Genomic DNA, 20121 nt, shown 5'->3' on the forward strand with positions numbered 1-20121 from the left:
GGTGCCTGTGAATGACTGGTTGGTCCACATTGGCTGTTTTTTGAACTGATCCCTGCAACGCCTGTCCCCCTATGGCCCAGACGCAGTTATTACAAGCCTGTTCACAGAGTTATCCACAGAAAGTGTGCACAACCTGTCAGGTCTCAGTCTCGTTGGCAGCGCAGCACTACAAACTTGCCGTTGCCTCCTACCTGCTCCACGACATTGAAGAAGCGCCGCAGTTTGACGTGGTAGCCGAGATGCCGATTACCGACCACCAGCAAGGTGCCACTTGGCGCCAGCGCATCTCGGCTTTGCTGGAACAGGCGCATGGCGATTTCATCACCGATGACCTGTTGCTGGTGGAATGGCGGATTGCATAACACCAGATCGGCACTGGCGGCGCCGGCCTCAATCAAGCCGTCGCTGACGGCAAACTCGGCGTCACGCTCTGGACAGGCAAGGAGAAAGTTTTCCCGCGCAGAAGCGACGGCGGCGAAAGACTCGTCGATGAAGGTCAGCTTCGCCTCAGGGTTGAGCTGGGCGGCCTGAATACCCAGCGCACCGTTGCCGCAACCCAGGTCGACAATACGAACTGTGCCATCCAGCTGCGGGATGCACGGCAGCATTACCCGGGTACCGATATCCAGCCGCTCGCGCGAGAACACGCCGGGTAGATTGGCGAGTTGGCAGTTGCTATCCGGCAGGGTGTAATGAGTTGTCAGCAGTGGCATGGTTGGAGCAAGCGCGCTGTCGAATCGGGCGTTCAACAGGCGGGCCTTCTTCCAGGCCAGGGAAGCCTGATAGGGTCCGACGTAACGGGCCAGCAGGTCGCCAGCGCTGGGCGGCAGGTGTTTGAGCATGGCACCGGTAATCACCAGACTATCAGCGGATAACAGTGGGCGCAGGCGGCTGAGCTGATCTTCCAGTAAGGCGAGGCTTTTCGGGATACGCAGCAACACTCGGGCGAAGGGGCCTGAGGGTAACTGTTGGCTGCCGACAAACTCCACTGCATTATCGGGTAACTGATTGTGCCCGGCATTCAGATGCAAGGCTCGCTCGGCCAGGTGTGAATCACTCCAGCTCACCACCGGTAGACCGGCTACGGCCAGTGCGCAGGCCAGAGTGCCGAAATTGTCGTTGACCACCAGCACCGGGCCGGCAGCAGTGGGTATGTCAGCCTGCGTTTGCAGCAGGTACATATCGGCGGCATCGAAGGGCTGCAATGTCGGGTTGCGAGTAGGCGGATAGCGGTCGAGCTGGAGGGTACCGAAGGGAGTATCACAGACGTGCATGGGCGGGCCGGGTCATCGAATCAGGGCGGCCAGTATAGCGCAGCCCGATGCATTCGATCACCGTGGCGGATATTTACACATCGTTTCGAGCGGGACGAATCGCCCGTCCGAAACGATGTCCATTTTACTTGTTGGCCTGTTGCTTGAGCAGATCGCGGATATCGGTCAGCAGAACCTCTTCCGTGCTGGGTGCAGGAGGAGCGGCGGGAGCCTCTTCTTCCTTGCGTTTGAGACTGTTCATGACCTTGATGGCGACGAAAATGGCCGCCGCAATGATCACGAAGTCCACCAGACTCTGAATGAAGGCACCATAGCCGATGGCGACTGCTTCCAGCTCGCCCTGTGCTTCGCGCAGTACCACGGCGAGATCGCTGAAGCTCACTCCGCCGATCATCAGCCCCAACGGCGGCATGATGATGTTGTTAACGAAGGATGAAACTACCTTGCCGAAAGCGGCACCAATAATGATACCCACGGCCATGTCGATGACATTGCCGCGCATGGCAAAAGCCTTGAACTCCTGAATCAGACTCATATTCCCAATCTCCTGTATGCCGTCGTGGCTGCGCCTATTTGATAATGTTTGACATTTTATTTCAACGCATTCTGTAACGCTGTTCAGAGAACCTTCAAGACTGAGGTGTGCACATAGCCTTTGTTGTCCGCCGACCAGTATAGTGGCGGCTGACTGAACAAATATTCAAATGGATTGACGATGGCGAAGAACAAGCGACTCTATGGCTGCACCGAGTGTGGCGCCACCTTCACCAAGTGGGCCGGACAATGCGGCGAGTGCCAGGCATGGAATACTCTGGTGGAAACCGTGATTGACACCACCCCGACCGGCGGCAGCGGAGGGTCTTCACGCAGTGCCAACTGGGCCGGGGAGCTTGCTCAGGTACGTACACTGGCGGAAGTGTCCACCGAAGAAATGCCCCGCCAACCCAGCGGCTCGTCCGAGTTGGATCGGGTGTTGGGCGGTGGCCTGGTCACGGGGTCAGTAGTGCTGATCGGGGGTGATCCGGGAATCGGTAAGTCGACAATCCTGCTGCAGACGCTGTGCCGCCTGGCGGAGAACATTCCCGCCCTGTATGTCACCGGCGAAGAGTCCCAGCAGCAGGTGGCCATGCGTGCCAAGCGCCTGGGACTGCCGGAAGACAAACTCAAGGTCATGACCGAGACCTGTATCGAAAGCATCATTGCCACGGCGCGACGTGAGCAGCCGAAGGTGATGGTCGTTGACTCGATCCAGACGATCTTCACCGAGCAGCTGCAGTCGGCTCCTGGCGGCGTGGCGCAGGTACGCGAAAGTGCGGCGCTGTTGGTGCGCTATGCCAAACAGAGCGGTACGGCGATCTTCCTGGTCGGACATGTGACCAAGGAAGGTTCACTGGCCGGGCCGCGGGTGTTGGAGCACATGGTCGATACCGTGCTGTACTTCGAAGGGGAAGCTGATGGTCGCCTGCGCATGCTGCGTGCAGTGAAGAACCGCTTCGGGGCGGTCAACGAACTCGGCGTATTCGCCATGACCGACAAAGGCCTGAAAGAGGTCTCCAACCCGTCGGCGATTTTCCTGTCGCGTTACGATGCGCCGATTCCCGGGAGTGTGGTGATGTCCACATGGGAAGGTTCGCGGCCGATGCTGGTGGAAGTGCAGGCGCTGGTCGACACCAGTCATCTGGGCAACCCGCGACGAGTGACCCTGGGGCTGGACCAGAATCGCCTGGCCATGCTGCTGGCCGTGTTGCACCGCCATGGCGGGGTGCCGACTTACGATCAGGATGTATTCGTCAACGTGGTGGGTGGCGTCAAGGTGCTGGAAACTGCAGCGGACCTGGCGTTGCTTGCGGCTGTTATTTCCAGCCTGCGGAATCGACCGTTGCCGATGGATCTGATGGTATTTGGCGAGCTGGGTCTGTCGGGGGAGATTCGTCCGGTGCCCAGTGGTCAGGAGCGTTTGAAGGAAGCTGCCAAGCACGGCTTTACCCGCGCCATTGTGCCCAAGGCCAATGCGCCCAAGGAGTCACCCAAAGGCATGCAGGTGGTGCCGGTGACCCGGCTGGATGAGGCATTGGGCGTGCTGTTTGATTGAGGTAGTAGGCCTCTGCACAGCGCCAAAATCAGAACGCAGAGCCATCCAAAGTGATGGTTCCCACGCAGAGCATGGGAACGATCGGATTTGTGCGAAGGATGAGGGCGGGCGGGTGCTGGATCAGACGACGCCCTGGGCCAGCATGGCGTCGGCGACCTTGACGAAGCCGGCGATGTTGGCGCCTTTCACGTAGTTGATATAGCCGTCTTCTTCCTTGCCGTAGCGCTCGCAAGCAGAATGGATGGACTGCATGATGGCATGTAGCTTGGTGTCCACTTCGCCATCGGTCCACTGCATGCGCATGGCGTTTTGGCTCATTTCCAGCCCGCTCACCGCGACGCCACCGGCGTTGGCCGCTTTGCCCGGAGCGAAGAGGATGCGGTTTTCGAGGAACACATCGATCGCTTCCAGAGTGGATGGCATGTTGGCGCCTTCGACTACGGAGTGGCAGCCATTGGCAATCAGCGTACGGGCATCATCACCGTTGAGCTCATTCTGGGTGGCGCAGGGCAGGGCGATGTCGCAAGCCAGGTGCCAGGGTGTGCGCTTGGCCAGAAATTCTAGATTGAATTGGCTGGCCATTTCCACCAGGCGACCACGACGCTCGTTCTTCAGCTCCATCAGGTGGTGCCAGTGTTCGGCAGTCATTCCCTCGGGGAAGAACAGAGTGCCGCCGGAATCGGAGATGGAGATCACCACGGCCCCCAGATCCATGGCCTTGAGCGCAGCGTACTGGGCAACATTACCGGAACCGGACACAGCTATGCGCTGACCTTCCAGGCTTAATCCACGTTCCTGCAGCATTTCCTCGGCGAAATACACGGCGCCATAACCGGTAGCTTCCGGGCGGATCAGACTGCCGCCATAGGTCAGGCCTTTGCCGGTCAGCACCGAGGTGAACTCGTTGCGCAGACGCTTGTACTGGCCATACATGTAGCCGATTTCCCGTGCTCCAACGCCGATGTCGCCGGCAGGAATATCCAGGTTCTCGCCGATGTGACGCGACAATTCAGTCATGAAGGACTGACAGAAACGCATGACCTCGGCATCACTCTTGCCCTTGGGGTCAAAGTCCGAGCCGCCTTTGCCGCCACCCATGGGCAGGGTAGTCAGCGCGTTCTTGAAGACCTGTTCGAAGGCCAGGAACTTGAGGACGCCCAGGTTGACCGAGGGGTGAAAACGCAGTCCACCTTTGTAGGGGCCGATGGCGCTGTTCATTTGCACACGAAAGCCGCGATTCACATGAACCTGGCCATTGTCATCCATCCACGGCACACGAAACATGATCACCCGCTCAGGTTCGATCAATCGCTCAATGATACCCGCCTTGAGGTATTTGGGATGCTCCTGCAGGAAAGGCCACAGCGTGCTCAGAACTTCTTCGGCTGCCTGATGGAATTCGGGTTGCTCTGGGTCGCGCAACTTCAGGTGCGCCAGGCAGGCTGTCAGCGTATCAGTCATGGAGGTCTCTTTTTTGCAAGTTTAAGGCGTAATGGCGCAAATTTATCAGAGGTGGGCACGGTCTGAAATAGCGCTTCACAAAAAAACATACAGAGGGTTGATGTGGAAAGTCGCTTCTGAGCGCTGCAGCGAAGGTGATTTCGGCGACCGCAATCAAGCTGCAGCTGCTTGTTTTAGAAGCGTTTTCTTGATTATTCAGGTGACGTCGCCGCCTGCGCGTTTTGGTCGCAGACGGCGGCTCGAAAAAGTTCACTGAAAATGTGACTTTTTTCTCAAACCGGGTTTTTATGCCAGTTTTTTATAGCGGACACGATGCGGCTGGGCTGCGGCCTCGCCCAGGCGTTTTTTACGGTCGGCTTCAAATTCAGTGTAATTGCCCTCGAAGAATACCACCTTCGCATCGTCCTCATAGGAGAGAATGTGCGTGGCAATACGGTCCAGGAACCAGCGGTCGTGTGAAATCACAATCGCAGAGCCAGGGAAGTCCAGCAAAGCTTCTTCCAGAGCACGCAGGGTTTCCACATCGAGATCGTTGGAGGGTTCGTCGAGCAGCAGCACGTTGGCGCCCTGTTTCAGGGTCAGTGCCAGATGCAAGCGCCCACGTTCCCCGCCGGAGAGGTCCTTGACGAACTTCTGCTGGTCCGCGCCCTTGAAGTTGAAGCGGCCGACATAGCCACGTGACGGCACTTCATAGTTGCCGACCTTGATCATGTCGAATCCGTCGGAAACCTGTTCCCAGACGGTCTTGCTGCCATCCAGCTCGTCACGGCTCTGATCGACGCTGGCAATCTGTACGCTGTCACCGATGATGATCTTGCCGCTGTCAGGCTGCTCCTTGTCGGTCAGCATGCGGAACAGGGTGGATTTACCTGCGCCGTTACCACCTATCACGCCGACAATCGCGCCTTTGGGAATGGTCAGGGACAGATCATCGATCAGTACCCGGTCGCCGTAACCCTTGGATACATTGTGCAGCTCGATGACCTGGTCGCCCAGACGCTGACCAGTAGGGATATAGATCTCGTTGGTTTCGCTGCGCTTCTGGAATTCCTGAGATTGCATTTCCTCGAAGCGTTGCAGACGAGCCTTGGACTTGGACTGACGCCCCTTGGCGCCCTGGCGCACCCACTCCAGCTCGGCTTTCATTGCCTTGGCATGGGAGGCTTCCTGCTTGGCCTCGGTAGACAGGCGGTTGGCCTTGGACTCCAGCCATTGTGAGTAATTGCCTTCGAATGGAATGCCGTGGCCACGGTCCAGTTCGAGGATCCAGCCAGCGACATTGTCGAGGAAGTAGCGGTCGTGAGTAATGGCCACCACGGTGCCCGGGAAGTTGTGCAGGAACTGCTCCAACCAGGCGACGGAATCGGCGTCCAGGTGGTTGGTAGGTTCGTCGAGCAGCAGCATGTCGGGTGCCGATAGCAGCAGGCGGCACAGAGCTACACGGCGTTTTTCACCACCGGACAGATGGCCGATAAGGGCATCCCATGGCGGCAGGCGCAGCGCGTCGGCAGCAACTTCCAGTTGGCGATCCAGATTATGCCCGTCGGCGGCCTGCAGAATGGCTTCCAGTTTGGCCTGTTCTGCGGCCAGCGCGTCAAAATCGGCTTCCGGCTCAGCATAGGCGGCATAGACTTCATCGAGACGTGCCTGAGCATCAGTTATCTGGCTCACAGCTTCTTCGACTATTTCTCGCACTGTCTTGTCCGCATCCAGTTGCGGCTCCTGCGGCAGATAACCGACATTGATCCCGGGCATCGGGCGGGCTTCGCCGTCGAATTCGGTATCCACGCCGGCCATGATGCGCAGCAGAGTGGACTTACCGGAGCCGTTCAGACCCAGTACGCCGATCTTGGCGCCAGGAAAGAAGGAAAGGGAAATATCCTTGAGAATCTGCCGCTTCGGGGGGACAACCTTGCTCACCCGATGCATGCTGTAAACGTATTGAGCCATGTGGACGCAAACCTTGATAACTGTAGAAAAAGGAACGGCACCTGGAACGGTGCTGGATGGTGGGCAAGGCTAGCTGAAGTCGGTGCTCAGGGCAAATTGCGGGGGTCTTGGCGCATGCCGCACCAGGCCGGTAAACGATGATGAAATAGGCTTGCCGACCGGCTGAATGCTTTTCATGTGCCAGTTTGCGCCGGTTGGGGTAAAATATGGCCTCTTTTTTATTTGTACATCCTGTCAGAGGGCCGTGACATGTTTAGCCGTTCCAACGATATTGCCACTTTCGACGCCGAGTTGTGGGCATCCATGCAGCAGGAGGCCCAGCGTCAGGAAGAGCACATCGAGCTGATCGCATCCGAGAACTACACCAGCCCTGCAGTCATGCAGGCGCAGGGTTCGGTGCTCACCAACAAGTACGCTGAAGGTTACCCGGGCAAGCGCTACTACGGTGGTTGTGAATTCGTGGACATTGCTGAGCAACTGGCCATCGACCGTGCCAAGGAGCTGTTCGGCGCTGACTATGCCAACGTTCAGCCGCATGCTGGCTCCCAGGCCAACAGCGCTGTGTTCCAGGCGCTGCTGCAGGCCGGTGACACCGTACTGGGCATGAGTCTGGCCCATGGTGGTCACCTGACCCATGGTGCGTCAGTCAACTTCTCCGGCAAGATGTACAACGCTGTGCAGTACGGTATCAACACCGATACTGGCCTGATCGACTACGACGAAGTCGAGCGTCTGGCCGTTGAGCACAAGCCGAAGATGATCATTGCTGGTTTCTCTGCCTACTCGCAGATTCTGGATTTCCCGCGTTTCCGTGAGATCGCTGACAAGGTCGGTGCCTACCTGTTTGTGGATATGGCTCACGTTGCCGGTCTGGTTGCGGCAGGCGTGTATCCGAACCCGGTGCCCTACGCTGACGTGGTCACTACGACTACTCACAAGACCTTGCGCGGCCCGCGTGGCGGTCTGATTCTGGCCAAGGCCAACGAAGCGCTGGAGAAGAAACTGAACTCTGCGGTATTCCCTGGTGGTCAGGGTGGTCCGCTGATGCATGTGATTGCAGCCAAGGCGATCTGCTTTAAAGAAGCCATGAGCGACGAGTTCAAGGTCTATCAGCAGCAGGTGGTGAAGAATGCTCAGGCGATGGCCGAGGTGTTCATCGAGCGTGGTTTTGATGTGGTATCTGGCGGTACTCTGAACCACCTGTTCCTGCTGTCGCTGATCAAGCAGGACATCACCGGTAAGGATGCTGACGCCGCATTGGGTCGTGCGTTCATTACCGTGAACAAGAATGCCGTGCCGAATGACCCACGCTCGCCATTCGTGACCTCCGGTCTGCGCATCGGTACGCCGGCCGTGACCACGCGCGGCTTCAAGGAAGCTGAGTGCCGCGAACTGGCTGGCTGGATTTGCGACATCCTGGGCAACATGGGTGATGAGTCCGTCATCGATCGCGTCCGTGAGCAGGTCAAGGCTATCTGCGCCCGTCTGCCGGTTTACGGTGACTGAGCGGTAGAGTGCAATGACAAAACCCCTTGCCGAGCAACCGGCAAGGGGTTTTTTTATGCCGCAGTTGCAATCCCGGATGAGCTCGTTAGGCTGGAATCGCTCTCCATGTGAATTGCTGAGGAAGAATCGATATGAAAGGGACATCACTGCGGCTGGCTTTACTCTTTCTGTTTGCCGGCGACACCGTGTTGGCCGAGCAGAAACCCGAGGTGCAGGTCGCCTTCATGGATTTTCCGGGTTATTCGGAGTTGGGTGCGACTGGCCGGGCAACGGGCAAAGCTGTTGATCTGACCCGCAAGCTGCTGCATGAGGCGGGTTATGAGGCGCAGGTCCAGATTCTGCCGGCAGCGCGGATCTGGCTGGGACTGGAAAACGGTGACGTGCATATGTGGCCCGGCTTACTGAATAAGCCTGGCTTGGATGAACATACCTTGCTCACGGAACGCGACATGGGTCAGGTGGGTATCAATCTGTACTATCTGCCGGGCAATCCGGCGCCGGATTGGCCGCAGGGGCTACGTGGCAAAAGTGTGATCATGATCACCAATTTCACCTATACCAATGCACTGAAGGATATTCTCATCGACCCTGAGCTGGACTTGGTCTTGCATAAAAGCGGCTCGCACAGCGGTGCAGTGAAGATGCTGCTCCGCGGGAGAGGCGACTATCTACTGGATTACCGGGCGCAGGTGGATGTTGTGCGGCAGGAGCTTGAACTGGATCCACTGCCTTCTATCAAGGTGGCAGAACATCCGATGCGGTTTGTATTGTCACGCCATTCGGGATTTGCCGACCAGTTGAAGGCCGATCTGGATGCAGCCTTCGATCGCTTGCAGGCTCAAGGTGTTGAACTGGATGTGACGCAGCAATAACCGGGCAGAGGTCGGATGGCAGACGGTGTTTCATTCCGTCTGCCGTTGCCAGGGAAGCCCCCGGAGAGCAGATCAGTCGTGACGCAGGTTGAGTGTACTCAGTGTGCGATCGCGGACAGTCTTGAGCAGCTCGGCATCGTCAATCAGGGACTGGCCGTAGGAGGGCACCAATTCCTTCATGCGGGCTTGCCATTGCGGGCTGGCCATGCGCTCCTTGAAGCAGCGCTGCAGGACATCGATCATTGCCTGTACCGCCGTCGACGCACCTGGAGAGGCGCCTAACAGTGCGGCCAGAGAACCGTCCTTGGCTGCGACGGTTTCGGTCCCGAATTCCAGTTTGCCGTGACCTTCAGCATCCTTCTTGATGATCTGTACCCGCATGCCGGCGTTCTGCAGAATCCAGTCTTCCTCTTTGGCATCGGGGAAGAAGTTGCGCAACGAAGCGACGCGGTCCTTGTGCGACTGAAAGGATTCGGCAATCAGATACTTTGTCAGATCCATATTGTCACGACCGACCGCCATCATCGGGGCGACGTTATATGGGCGCACCGAGGAAAACAGATCGAACACCGAGCCTTTTTTCAGGAACTTGGTGGTGAACCCGGCGAAGGGTCCGAACAGCAAGGCAGGTTCGCCGTTGATGATGCGCGTGTCCAGGTGCGGTACCGACATTGGCGGTGCACCAACCGGTGCCTTGCCATAGACCTTGGAGTGGTGCTGCTGGACGATCTCCGGCTTCTTGCACACCAACCATTGTCCACTGACCGGGAAGCCGCCGTAGCCCTGGCTCTCATCGATATGCGATTTCTGCAGCAGGGGCAGGGAACCGCCACCCGCGCCGAGAAACACGAAGCGGGCGTTGAGCTGCTTGTCTTCGCCGCTGTGTTCGTCTTTCAACGCCACGCGCCAATGGCCGCGCTTGCTTTTGCGCAGGCTCTTGACCGAATGGCTGAGCAGGAGCTCGAAGTTGTCCTGAGTCACCAGGTGCTTGATCATGCTGCGAGTCAGCGAGCCGAAATCGACATCGGAGCCGTGATCAACCCGGGTCGCGGCAACGGGCACGCCGTCTTTGCGATCGCGCATGACCAGAGGCATCCATTCTTTGAGCTGTTCCGGCGATTCGCTGTATTGCATCTCAGCGAAAAGAGGGTGTGCACTGAGCAGTTCATGACGTTTGCGCAGAAAGGCAACGTCTTCTTCGCCCCAGACAAAACTCTGATGTGCAGTGGGATTGATGAACTTGCCGGGCGCTGGCAGGATCTGCTGTTCGACCAGGTAGGACCAGAATTGCAGGGTCACCTCGAAGTTAGCATTGATCGACAGTGCGCGGTTGATCGTGATGTTGCCATCATCGGCTTGGGGAGTGTAGTTCAGCTCACAATAACCGGCGTGCCCCGTGCCAGCATTGTTCCAGCCATCCGTGCTCTCGTGAGCAACGTGATCCAGACGTTCGACCAGGGTAATAGTCATATTTGGATCGAGCTGTTTGAGCAACATTCCAAGCGTGGCGCTCATGACGCCACCACCGACCAGCAATACGTCTATATTTCTTGCTGTCATTTACATGTCGCCTCATACAAAAAACTGCGCGTATGATACCCGCTTTATCCGGCTTCGTGTCATAACCATTAGCATATGTAGTCGATGTGGCTGGGTAACTACCTGATGCTGGCGATGCAGCAGGCGTCAGTCTTCCAACCCCAGTTTCTTCAACCGGTAACGCAATGACCTGAAGGTCAGGCCCAGACGGCGGGCGGCGGCGGTCTTGTTCCAGCGGGTTTCTTCCAGCGCCTGAGTCAGCGCCTTGCGTTCGATGTCATCGAGGAAGTCTTCCAGCGAATCAATCTGCGTCAGCGCGGCTTCCTCGCCCGGGATCGGACTGGCGTTGAGCTGAATGTCGGCCGCGGTAATACTGTCGCCTTCGCACAGAGTGAAGGCGCGCTCCAGAATGTTCTCCAGTTCGCGAACGTTACCGGGAAAGCGGTAGTTGCTCAGGCGTTCCATGCAGTCCGGATCCACTGCGGGTCCCTTGACACCGGCGCGGTGGGCCAGTTGGCCGAGGATGCTCTGGGCTATCTGCGCGATATCCTCACGCCGCTCGCGCAGCGGAGGAACACGCAGTTCGATGACATTGATGCGGTAGAACAGATCCTGACGAAAACGCCCTTCAGCCACTTCCTGGGCGAGGTCCTTGTGGGTGGCGCAGAGTAGCCGAACATTCACGGGCTCTTCCTGCTGGGTGCCGACCGGGCGCACGGCTTTTTCCTGAATGGCGCGCAGCAGTTTGACCTGCATGCCCAGCGGCAGATCGGCAACTTCATCCAGGAACAGGGTGCCGCCGTTGGCGGCCTGGAACAGGCCGGGCTTATCGGCCACGGCGCCGGTGAAACTGCCCTTGCGGTGGCCGAAGAACTCGCTTTCCATCAGCTCTGAAGGAATCGCGCCGCAGTTCACCGGCACGAACGGATGGCGCGCCCGCGGCCCCAGCGCATGGATGCGCCGCGCGACCAGCTCCTTGCCACTGCCGGATTCGCCGCTGATATATAAAGGGGCTTCGCTGCGTGCGAGCTTGGCGATCTGACGACGCAATTGCTGGATCGGCGGCGATGCACCGAGAATCGGGTCATCGGTGTCATGCGCGGCCGGCTCCGCCGCGGGGCGATTGAGCAGCAGGGCACTATTGACCAGTTCGCGCAGACGCTGCAGGTCCACCGGTTTGGTGACGAAATCGAAGGCGCCGGATTTCAAGGCACTGATGGCGGTATCCAAGCTGCCGTAGGCCGTGATCATTGCAACCGGAGTGTTGGGGCAGTGCTGCTGGATATGACGCACCACGCTCAGCCCATCACCATCGGGCAGACGCATGTCGGTCAGGCATAGATCGAAGTGCTGCTGATTGAGCAGGTCCAGCGCCTGGCGCAGATTGCTCGCACTGCGGGTCTTGATATTCATCCGCCCCAACGTCATGTCGAGCAGCTCCAGTATATCGGGCTCGTCGTCGATGATCAGTGCCAACGGATTGTTCACGTGGTGCTCCATGCATGCGTGCAGCTCAGAAAAGACTAATCATACCAGCCGTTTGGGATGGGCGAAGATAATCCGCATACAGCTGCCGCGGGGTTCCAGTCGCTCGTACTCCAGCGTGGCTTGGTTGCTCTCACACAATTCACGGGAGATATACAGGCCCAGGCCGGTCCCGGCGGATTCAGTGGTATAGAAAGGCTCGAAAACCTGGCTCAGGTGCCGGTCATCAATCCCTGGTCCATGATCGATGACTTCCAGCGTCGGCAACCCGGTCTCGGTATTTTCATGCAATGTCAGCCATATGGTTCGATCACTACCTGAAGGGCCGCTGTAGCGAAAGGCATTCTGACACAGGTTGCCCAGCACCTGGCTGAGTTGGTTGGGGTCCATGCGAGTCAGAATGCCTTCTTTCTCAAAGGTGCATTCGATGGTGTCCGTGGCGGGATTGGCTTGCTTGTGATCGCGGATGAACTGAGCCAGCCACAGTGTCAGATCGACTAACTGGGGTTCACTCTGCCGTCGCCGTGACAGTTCCAGTACGGTTTCGATGACCTTGTTCATGCGTTTGGAGTGCTGCTGGATGATTTCAGTCAGGCGCCGATCTTCCGTGTGGATATGCTCCGACTCGATCAGTAGTTGCGCCGCATGACTGAGCGCGCCCAACGGGTTGCGGATCTCATGGGCAATACTCGCTGTGAGCCGTCCCAGGGATGCCAGCTTCAATTGTTGTACCTGTTGCGCCATCAATGCCTGATCATCCAGAAACACCAGGATCGACTCGCGGTTATCGGCGGGCAGGCGCTTGAAGTTGGCCATCAGCTCCGCGCCGCCTACGTGGTTGCGAAAGGGCTGGGCGCGGATTGACGGGTTGACCTGCCACTGACGTTGGCGCTGTCCCAATTCCGGAGCGAGACCGTCGAGCGTCATGCCGCGAATAATGGGTTTGCCCAGCATCTGCGCGGCGGCTTCGTTGGCCAGTAGTACTTGCAATGACTCGTCTATCACCATGATGCCGGTGCGCATGCGCTGGATGATCAGCTGGTTGAGCTTTTCCAGGCTGGCCAGGCTGGCGGCCTGTTGCTGAGCGAGATTTTCCGACAAACGAAGACGGCGGCTGAGTCGCTGTACGAACAGGGCAACAGCAAAATAGATGCAACCCAGCACGCCGACCTGCAGATAGCTCTGACTGATCGACGGGTGTGCCAGGCTGAGAAAGAATGTCAGATAAATCAAAGCCAGGCTGGCAAGTGCTGCCAGCAGCAGGCCGATGCGCCCATGCAGCAGAATATTGCCGGTTGCTACGGGAATGATCAGCAGGTTGCCCAGACCGCTGCTGGCGCCCCCGGCGGCATAAAACAGCACCGCCAGCAAAAATATGTCGATGAACGCTAGCACGAACAAGTGCAGATCCCGCTTGCCCTGGTGCAGCAGCAGCGTAATCAGCACGTTGGTGATCAGATAGATCCAGCTCGTGCTTTCGTATAGATCGGGGTTTTGCAGGTCGATCAGTCCGTCACGCAGGGCGGAGCTGGTGAGCAGGGTCAGGAAGAGCCCGAGAATTACCCGATAGACATTATAAATCCGCAGTATCTTGGGGCGTTGCGAATCAACCGTTTCAGTCTTGCTGATCCACATTGCGATGCTCACTGCAGCAATACCATTTGTCATCCTGACGTAGGGCCAGGTGTTCCGGCAGGTGTAGCTGGCACTGTGCGCAGCGGACCATTTTAGGGGGCTGCTGTGGTGGCGCCGCGCGGCGTTTATCCGCCTGGGCAGCTTTCATCTGTCGCCAGAAGACAAAAGCGATATATGCCAATACCAGCAGAATGAAAAGTTTGATCAGACCCATGACCGTTGCGATTCCCTGTGAAGTTGGAGCCAGTGTATCGCACATGGACAAGGTGCCAAACAAGTCCTTGGTGCTCGTTGCGGTGTCAGGGAGCTTGACCCACAATAAACACCTTTGAGACAGAGGATCGGCAATGACTCGCCGGCCCAGAAGAAGGGTAAGACCTGTACCGTGGAAGGGCCAGCGGTAGCGCTAACGGTCTGTACTGCTGCTGGGGCGGGACGCCGAGCGTCCCGGCAGGCGTTCCCACGCTGGAGCATGGGAACGATCGAAGTTGTTGATAGAGTAGCGTTTCAGATGGCTCCCATGCTCTGCGTGGGAGCCTGCGCAGTGGACGCTCTGCGTCCGAATTGGCCAGTCAGCTCAGTCAAACAGCCCGAAGCTCAGTCGACTCCAGATGGAGCGCTTGGCCTTCTGTTCCTGTTGCGGTGCCTTGATGTCGCGGGGCAAGGCGTTCAGAGCGTCCTGATACTGCTGCTCCATTTCCCGTTCCATCTGCGTGTCGCGGTTCATTGCAGGCGGCGTCATGACTTTGTCGAGCAGGCCGACCGTCATCGACTCGACCCAGCCAGTATCCTTTTGTGCGGGTTCAACATGATGCTGGAACTCGCCATCTTCCAAGCTCGGATGCTCGGGATAGTTGGTCTGCAGAGTCAGCAGCGCGTTGTTGGCCAGCTCATCCATGGCCAGTCGCTGATAACCTTCGACCATCAATGCCAGACCGTCGCCCACAGACGGCGTCTGCTGGAAGTTCTCGACGATATAGCGGCCACGGTTGACCGCTGCAACATAGGCGCCGCGCTTGAGGTAGTAATGGCCAACGTGGGCGTCGTACGCAGCCAGCAGATTACGCAGATAGACCATGCGCTGACGCGCGTCGGGCGCGTAGCGGCTGTCCGGATAGCGGCTGACTAGCTGAGCGAACTCATTGAAGGAATCACGTGCTGCGCCCGGATCACGACGGGTCATGTCCAGCGGCAGAAAACGCTCGAACAGGCCGCGGTCGCGGGTGAAGGAGGTCATGCCGCGCAGGTAGTAGGCATAATCCACATTGGGATGCTGCGGATGCAGACGGATGAAGCGGTCTGCGGAAGACTTGGCAGCCTCCAGTTCCATGTTCTGATAGTAAGCGTAGATCAGTTCCAGCTGGGCCTGCTCGGCGAAGCGCCCGAACGGATAGCGCGACTCCAGCGCCCGCAGAGAATCGATGGCCATGCCGTAGTTATTGGCGTCCAGATTCTTCTGGGCCAGGACATAAAGCTCAGACTCGCTGAGCGACTCATCCAGAACCGTTGCCTTGTTTGATGAACAGGCCGCCAGCAGACTCAGCAGACCGACCAGCAGGAGATGTTTAATCGACATGTTTGACATCCGGATGGACGACCCCGCGCTGTTGCCATGACAGCCGTCCTGTTATAGTTGAGCTCAGTTGCGCGGCACAGCTTGTGCCAGGCAAAGAAGCCGTATTTAACCACAGCGCCGGGCCGAAACCAAAAGGGATTGCGCGTTACCGGTGCGTTCCAGTGAGCCCTTGATGTCAGAACGAATTCGCTTGTCTGCAAAGGTTACCCCAGAGTGTGGTGGCCAACGCCTTGACCAGGTCGCCGCCCAATTGTTCCCCAGCCACTCGCGATCACGCCTGCAGGGCTGGATCAAGGACGGCTGTCTGACAGTTGATGGCAAACAGGTCCGCCCCCGCGACACCGTGTATGGTGACGAACTGCTGGAGTTGGACGCTGAACTTGAAATACAGGGTGACTGGCAACCCGAAGCCATCGACCTGGATATTGTCTACGAAGATCACGCTCTGCTGGTGATCAACAAGCCGGCCGGGTTGGTTGTTCATCCCGCGGCGGGGCATCAGGATGGCACCTTGCTCAATGCCCTGCTGCACCACGCCCCGGAACTGGCCAAGGTGCCACGTGCTGGTATCGTGCATCGTCTGGACAAGGACACCACCGGTCTCATGGTGGTTGCCAAGACACTGGAAGCTCAGACCGATCTGGTAATTCAGCTGCAGAATCGCAGTGTCACCCGTGAATACGAGTGCGTGGTAGTGGGAGTCATGACGGCTGGCGGCAAGGTCGACGAGCCGATCGCCCGCCACGGTAACAACCGGCAGAAGATGGCGGTAGTGGCCGGCGGCAAGCAGGCCATCAGTCATTATCGAGTGATCAGCCGTTTTCGCGCTCACACCCACGTCAAGGTCAAGCTGGAAACCGGCCGCACGCATCAGATTCGCGTGCATATGAGTCATATCAATTTTCCGCTGGTGGGTGATCAGACGTACGGCGGCCGGCTGCGCATTCCGCCGGGCGCGACGCAGGAAATGATCGCCATGTTGCGCGGCTTCCCGCGTCAGGCGCTGCACGCCAGACGACTGGAGCTGGAGCACCCGGACGATAATCGCCCGATGCGTTGGGAAGCGCCATTGCCGGCCGATATGCAGGAACTGCTGGCGCTGTTGCGCCACGACGGTGAGCTGGAAGAATGAAAGAGCATTGGCTGCAGGCCGACTGGCCAGCCCCCGAGTGGGTCAGAACCTGCGTGACAACACGCCAGGATGGTTGCAGCCAGGGTGTATTCAAGGGCTTCAATCTGGGAACCCACGTCGGTGACGATCCGAATAACGTGCTGGCCAATCGGGCGGAGCTCGGGCGCATGCTCGGCTGCCGCCTGGCCTGGCTGGAACAGACCCACAGTACCGATGTGATTGACGCTGCGCCCGGGTTGGTAGAAGAGGCTGACGCCAGCTGGACGCAGGAATCGGATGTGGCCTGCGTGATCATGACCGCCGATTGCCTGCCGGTGCTGTTCTGTGATCGGTCTGGCACCCGGGTGGCCGCAGCCCATGCCGGCTGGCGCGGACTGGCCGCAGGCATTCTCGAGAACACCATCAGTGCGCTCGGGGTGCCGCCGGAAGAGCTGCTGGTCTGGTTGGGGCCGGCTATCGGTCCCGACGCCTTCGAAGTCGGTCCCGAGGTGCGCGAGATATTCAGCAGCGTCGCGGCTGCAGAATGTTTCAAGCCGTCCGAACGTGCCGGTCATTATCTGGCAGATATTTATCAGCTGGCCAAGCTGCGCTTGAATGCTGCGGGCGTTACAGCGGTCTACGGCGGTGGGCTGTGCACGGTCAGCGACCCCATCCGTTTCTTTTCTTATCGTCGTGACGGGCAGACCGGGCGCTTCGCTTCGATGGTCTGGCTGGACTCTGCGACAAAAAATTGACACGAGTCAGTGTCGTCCCCTTGAAAGCGTAGTAATAATCCTCATCTATCATTCATCTAAGTGAATGTTGCTGGAGCTCCGGTTCCGGCCTGCCGATAAGGATTGCTACTCATGCGTATTGACCGCTTAACCAGCAAGTTGCAAATGGCCCTGTCCGACGCGCAGTCGTTGGCGGTCGGCCGTGACCACAACCAGATCGAACCGCTGCATTTGATGCTGGCGCTCATTGATCAGCAGCAGGGCTCCATCAAACCGTTATTGCTGCAGGTCGGTTTCGACCTCAATAGCCTGCGTAAGCAGATCAGCGATTCCGTTGATCAATTGCCGACCATCTCCAGCCCCACCGGCGATATGAACCTGTCGACTGATCTGGCTCGTCTGCTGAACAAGGCCGACGGGCTGTCGCAGAAGCGCGGGGATCAGTTCATCTCCAGTGAGCTGGTATTGCTTGCGGCGATGGATGATAACACCCGACTGGGCAAGATCCTGCTGGCGCAGGGCGTATCGAAAAAGGCTCTGGAAACCGCTATCGACAACCTGCGCGGCGGCGAGAGCGTGAACGACGCCAATGCCGAGGAGTCCCGTCAGGCGCTGGACAAATACACCGTGGATATGACCAGGAAGGCCGAGGACGGCAGGCTGGACCCGGTGATCGGTCGCGATGATGAAATCCGCCGCACCATACAGGTACTGCAGCGCCGCACGAAAAATAACCCGGTACTGATCGGCGAGCCCGGTGTGGGCAAGACCGCCATTGTCGAAGGGCTGGCGCAGCGCATCATCAATGGTGAAGTACCCGATGGGCTGAAAGGCAAGCGCCTGCTGTCGCTGGATATGGGCTCGCTGATCGCTGGCGCCAAGTTCCGCGGTGAGTTCGAGGAGCGTCTGAAAGCCGTACTCAACGAGCTGGGCAAGCAGGAAGGCCAGATCATCCTGTTCATCGACGAGCTGCATACCATGGTCGGTGCCGGCAAGGCCGAAGGCTCCATGGATGCGGGTAACATGCTCAAGCCCGCTCTGGCCCGCGGTGAGCTGCACTGCGTGGGTGCCACCACCCTGGATGAGTACCGGCAGTACATCGAGAAGGACGCGGCGCTGGAACGACGCTTCCAGAAGGTGCAGGTGGATGAGCCCAGCGAGGAAGACACCATCGCCATCCTGCGTGGCCTGAAAGAGCGCTATGAGGTGCACCACAAGGTGGCGATCACCGACGGCGCGATTATCGCCGCGGCCAAGCTGTCGCATCGCTACATCACCGACCGCCAGCTGCCGGATAAGGCTATTGACCTGATCGACGAAGCGGCCAGCCGCATCCGCATGGAAATCGACTCCAAACCCGAAGAGCTGGACCGTCTGGATCGCCGACTGATTCAGCTCAAGGTCGAGCGTGAAGCGCTGAAGAAAGAAGATGACGAGGCGACCATCAAGCGCCTGGAAAAACTGCAGGAAGAGATTGTTCGGCTCGAGCGTGAGTACGCTGATCTCGAGGATATCTGGAAGGCGGAAAAGGCCGAAGTGCAGGGTGCTGGGCAGTTGCAGGAAAAGATCGAGCAGTCTCGGACCGAGTTGGAAGCTGCTCGCCGGAAGGGTGACTTGGCACGCATGGCCGAGCTGCAATACGGGATCATCCCGGATCTTGAGCGCAGCTTGCAGATGGTTGATCAGCACGCCAAGACTGAGAACCAACTGCTGCGCACCAAGGTTACCGACGAGGAAATCGCCGAAGTTGTATCCAAGTGGACCGGCATTCCGGTGTCCAAGATGCTGGAAGGCGAGCGTGACAAGCTGCTGCGCATGGAAGATGAACTGCACAAGCGGGTGATCGGACAGCACGAAGCAGTGGTTGCTGTCTCCAACGCGGTGCGTCGCTCCCGTGCCGGGTTATCGGACCCGAACCGCCCGAGCGGTTCCTTCCTGTTCCTCGGCCCGACCGGGGTGGGCAAGACCGAGTTGTGCAAGGCACTGGCCGAGTTCCTGTTCGATACCGAAGAGGCGATGGTGCGAATCGACATGTCCGAGTTCATGGAGAAGCACTCGGTGGCCCGACTGATCGGGGCGCCTCCGGGCTATGTCGGCTATGAGGAGGGCGGTTACCTGACCGAAGCGGTACGCCGCAAGCCGTACTCGGTGATCCTCATGGACGAAGTTGAAAAGGCGCACCCAGACGTGTTCAACATCCTGTTGCAGGTGCTGGAAGATGGCCGCCTGACTGACAGTCAGGGGCGTACCGTGGACTTCCGCAATACGGTGATCGTCATGACCTCGAACCTGGGGTCGGCGCAGATTCAGGAGCTGGTCGGCGACCCGGAAGCGCAGCGTGCGGCGGTGATGGATGCGGTCGGCCAGCACTTCCGCCCGGAATTCGTCAACCGGATTGATGAGGTGGTGGTGTTCGAGCCGCTGGGTAAAGAGCAGATCGGCGGCATTGCCGAGATTCAGATAGATCGTCTGCGTCAGCGCCTGGCCGAACGCGAGCTGAACCTGGAGTTGACCGACGAAGCGCTGGAGAAACTCGTTGCTGTTGGTTACGACCCGGTCTATGGCGCGCGCCCGCTCAAGCGTGCAATCCAGCGTTGGATCGAAAACCCGCTGGCACAGCGTATCCTTGCCGGCGATTTCGAGCCGGGAGTCACCATCAAGACCAGTGTGGAAGGCGAAGACTTCATCTTCACTCGGTAAGTGCAGCGCAAAGCCCCGGCCATTGGTCGGGGCTTTGCGTTTGGTTGCGTGCTGCCGAGCGGTTGTCGACCTGTGTTAAACTCGCCAATCTTTGCACCTGTGTCATCACCCTCCGTTATAGGCGGAGATCCACTGGCGGGCCATCCACGGGCCTTGCCATTCAGCAAGACCGACAACGAGAGTCCT

16 protein-coding genes are annotated in these 20121 nt (G+C 58.5%); 7 read left to right on the forward strand and 9 right to left on the reverse strand.

Annotated elements, in window-relative coordinates; genetic code table 11:
* Positions 1-143 precede the first annotated feature (143 nt).
* On the reverse strand, positions 144-1274 hold the full coding sequence (locus tag INT39_RS04690) for a methyltransferase (protein WP_193072150.1): 1131 nt from the start codon (positions 1272-1274) through the stop codon (positions 144-146).
* A 124-nt stretch (positions 1275-1398) separates the two neighbouring features.
* Positions 1399-1809, reverse strand: coding sequence for a large-conductance mechanosensitive channel protein MscL (gene mscL / locus INT39_RS04695; RefSeq protein WP_319021320.1), 411 nt, complete (start codon positions 1807-1809; stop codon positions 1399-1401).
* Positions 1810-1989: 180 nt separating this feature from the next.
* Here mscL and radA point away from each other — a divergent pair, with 180 nt between their 5' ends.
* Positions 1990-3366, forward strand: a complete 1377-nt coding sequence (gene radA / locus INT39_RS04700) for a DNA repair protein RadA (protein WP_193072152.1) — start codon at positions 1990-1992, stop codon at positions 3364-3366.
* A 120-nt stretch (positions 3367-3486) separates the two neighbouring features.
* Here the strand turns inward: radA and gdhA are convergent, their stop codons facing one another.
* Complete coding sequence (gene gdhA / locus INT39_RS04705; RefSeq protein ID WP_193072154.1) at positions 3487-4827, reverse strand: NADP-specific glutamate dehydrogenase; 1341 nt, start codon at positions 4825-4827, stop codon at positions 3487-3489.
* Positions 4828-4927: 100 nt separating this feature from the next.
* Here gdhA and INT39_RS04710 point away from each other — a divergent pair, with 100 nt between their 5' ends.
* Positions 4928-5083 (forward strand): hypothetical protein, encoded by a 156-nt coding sequence (locus INT39_RS04710; protein ID WP_193072156.1) that lies wholly within the window; start codon positions 4928-4930, stop codon positions 5081-5083.
* A 29-nt stretch (positions 5084-5112) separates the two neighbouring features.
* Here INT39_RS04710 and ettA read toward each other — a convergent pair whose 3' ends face one another.
* The gene (ettA, locus tag INT39_RS04715) at positions 5113-6777 is read right to left on the reverse strand and encodes an energy-dependent translational throttle protein EttA (RefSeq protein WP_193072158.1); all 1665 of its coding nucleotides are present in this window, start codon (positions 6775-6777) and stop codon (positions 5113-5115) included.
* A 249-nt stretch (positions 6778-7026) separates the two neighbouring features.
* On the opposite strand from ettA, the gene glyA reads away from it, so the two are divergent.
* Entirely contained in the window at positions 7027-8283 is a 1257-nt protein-coding gene (gene glyA / locus INT39_RS04720) for a serine hydroxymethyltransferase (RefSeq protein WP_193072160.1), read from the forward strand.
* Between the two features lie 131 nt (positions 8284-8414).
* Complete coding sequence (locus INT39_RS04725) at positions 8415-9155, forward strand: substrate-binding periplasmic protein (protein WP_193072162.1); 741 nt, start codon at positions 8415-8417, stop codon at positions 9153-9155.
* A gap of 72 nt (positions 9156-9227) precedes the next feature.
* On the opposite strand, the gene mqo is transcribed toward INT39_RS04725, so the two are convergent.
* The 5 genes from mqo to INT39_RS04750 all read right to left on the reverse strand — a co-directional run bounded on the left by mqo (position 9228) and on the right by INT39_RS04750 (position 15390).
* Positions 9228-10715 (reverse strand): malate dehydrogenase (quinone), encoded by a 1488-nt coding sequence (gene mqo / locus INT39_RS04730; protein ID WP_193072164.1) that lies wholly within the window; start codon positions 10713-10715, stop codon positions 9228-9230.
* A 126-nt stretch (positions 10716-10841) separates the two neighbouring features.
* Positions 10842-12182 carry a sigma-54 dependent transcriptional regulator gene (locus tag INT39_RS04735; RefSeq protein ID WP_319021321.1) on the reverse strand — a complete coding sequence of 447 codons (1341 nt, stop codon included), beginning with the start codon at positions 12180-12182 and terminating at the stop codon, positions 10842-10844.
* Between the two features lie 39 nt (positions 12183-12221).
* On the reverse strand, positions 12222-13814 hold the full coding sequence (locus tag INT39_RS04740) for a sensor histidine kinase (RefSeq protein WP_193073018.1): 1593 nt from the start codon (positions 13812-13814) through the stop codon (positions 12222-12224).
* Entirely contained in the window at positions 13795-14028 is a 234-nt protein-coding gene (locus tag INT39_RS04745) for a PP0621 family protein (protein ID WP_090273708.1), read from the reverse strand. The genes INT39_RS04740 and INT39_RS04745 overlap by 20 nt, the downstream gene beginning before the upstream one ends.
* A 363-nt stretch (positions 14029-14391) precedes the next feature.
* Entirely contained in the window at positions 14392-15390 is a 999-nt protein-coding gene (locus tag INT39_RS04750) for an outer membrane protein assembly factor BamD (RefSeq protein WP_193072168.1), read from the reverse strand.
* Positions 15391-15562: 172 nt separating this feature from the next.
* Here INT39_RS04750 and rluD point away from each other — a divergent pair, with 172 nt between their 5' ends.
* The 3 genes from rluD (at position 15563) to clpB (ending at position 19935) form a co-directional block, all read left to right on the forward strand.
* Complete coding sequence (gene rluD / locus INT39_RS04755; RefSeq protein ID WP_193072170.1) at positions 15563-16522, forward strand: 23S rRNA pseudouridine(1911/1915/1917) synthase RluD; 960 nt, start codon at positions 15563-15565, stop codon at positions 16520-16522.
* Positions 16519-17256, forward strand: coding sequence for a peptidoglycan editing factor PgeF (gene pgeF, locus INT39_RS04760; protein ID WP_193072172.1), 738 nt, complete (start codon positions 16519-16521; stop codon positions 17254-17256). Before rluD ends, pgeF begins: the two co-directional genes overlap by 4 nt.
* 111 nt (positions 17257-17367) lie before the next feature.
* Positions 17368-19935 (forward strand): ATP-dependent chaperone ClpB, encoded by a 2568-nt coding sequence (gene clpB / locus INT39_RS04765; protein WP_193072174.1) that lies wholly within the window; start codon positions 17368-17370, stop codon positions 19933-19935.
* The last annotated feature ends 186 nt before the right edge of the window (positions 19936-20121 follow it).

The sequence above is a fragment of the Pseudomonas sp. FME51 genome, from assembly GCF_014897305.1.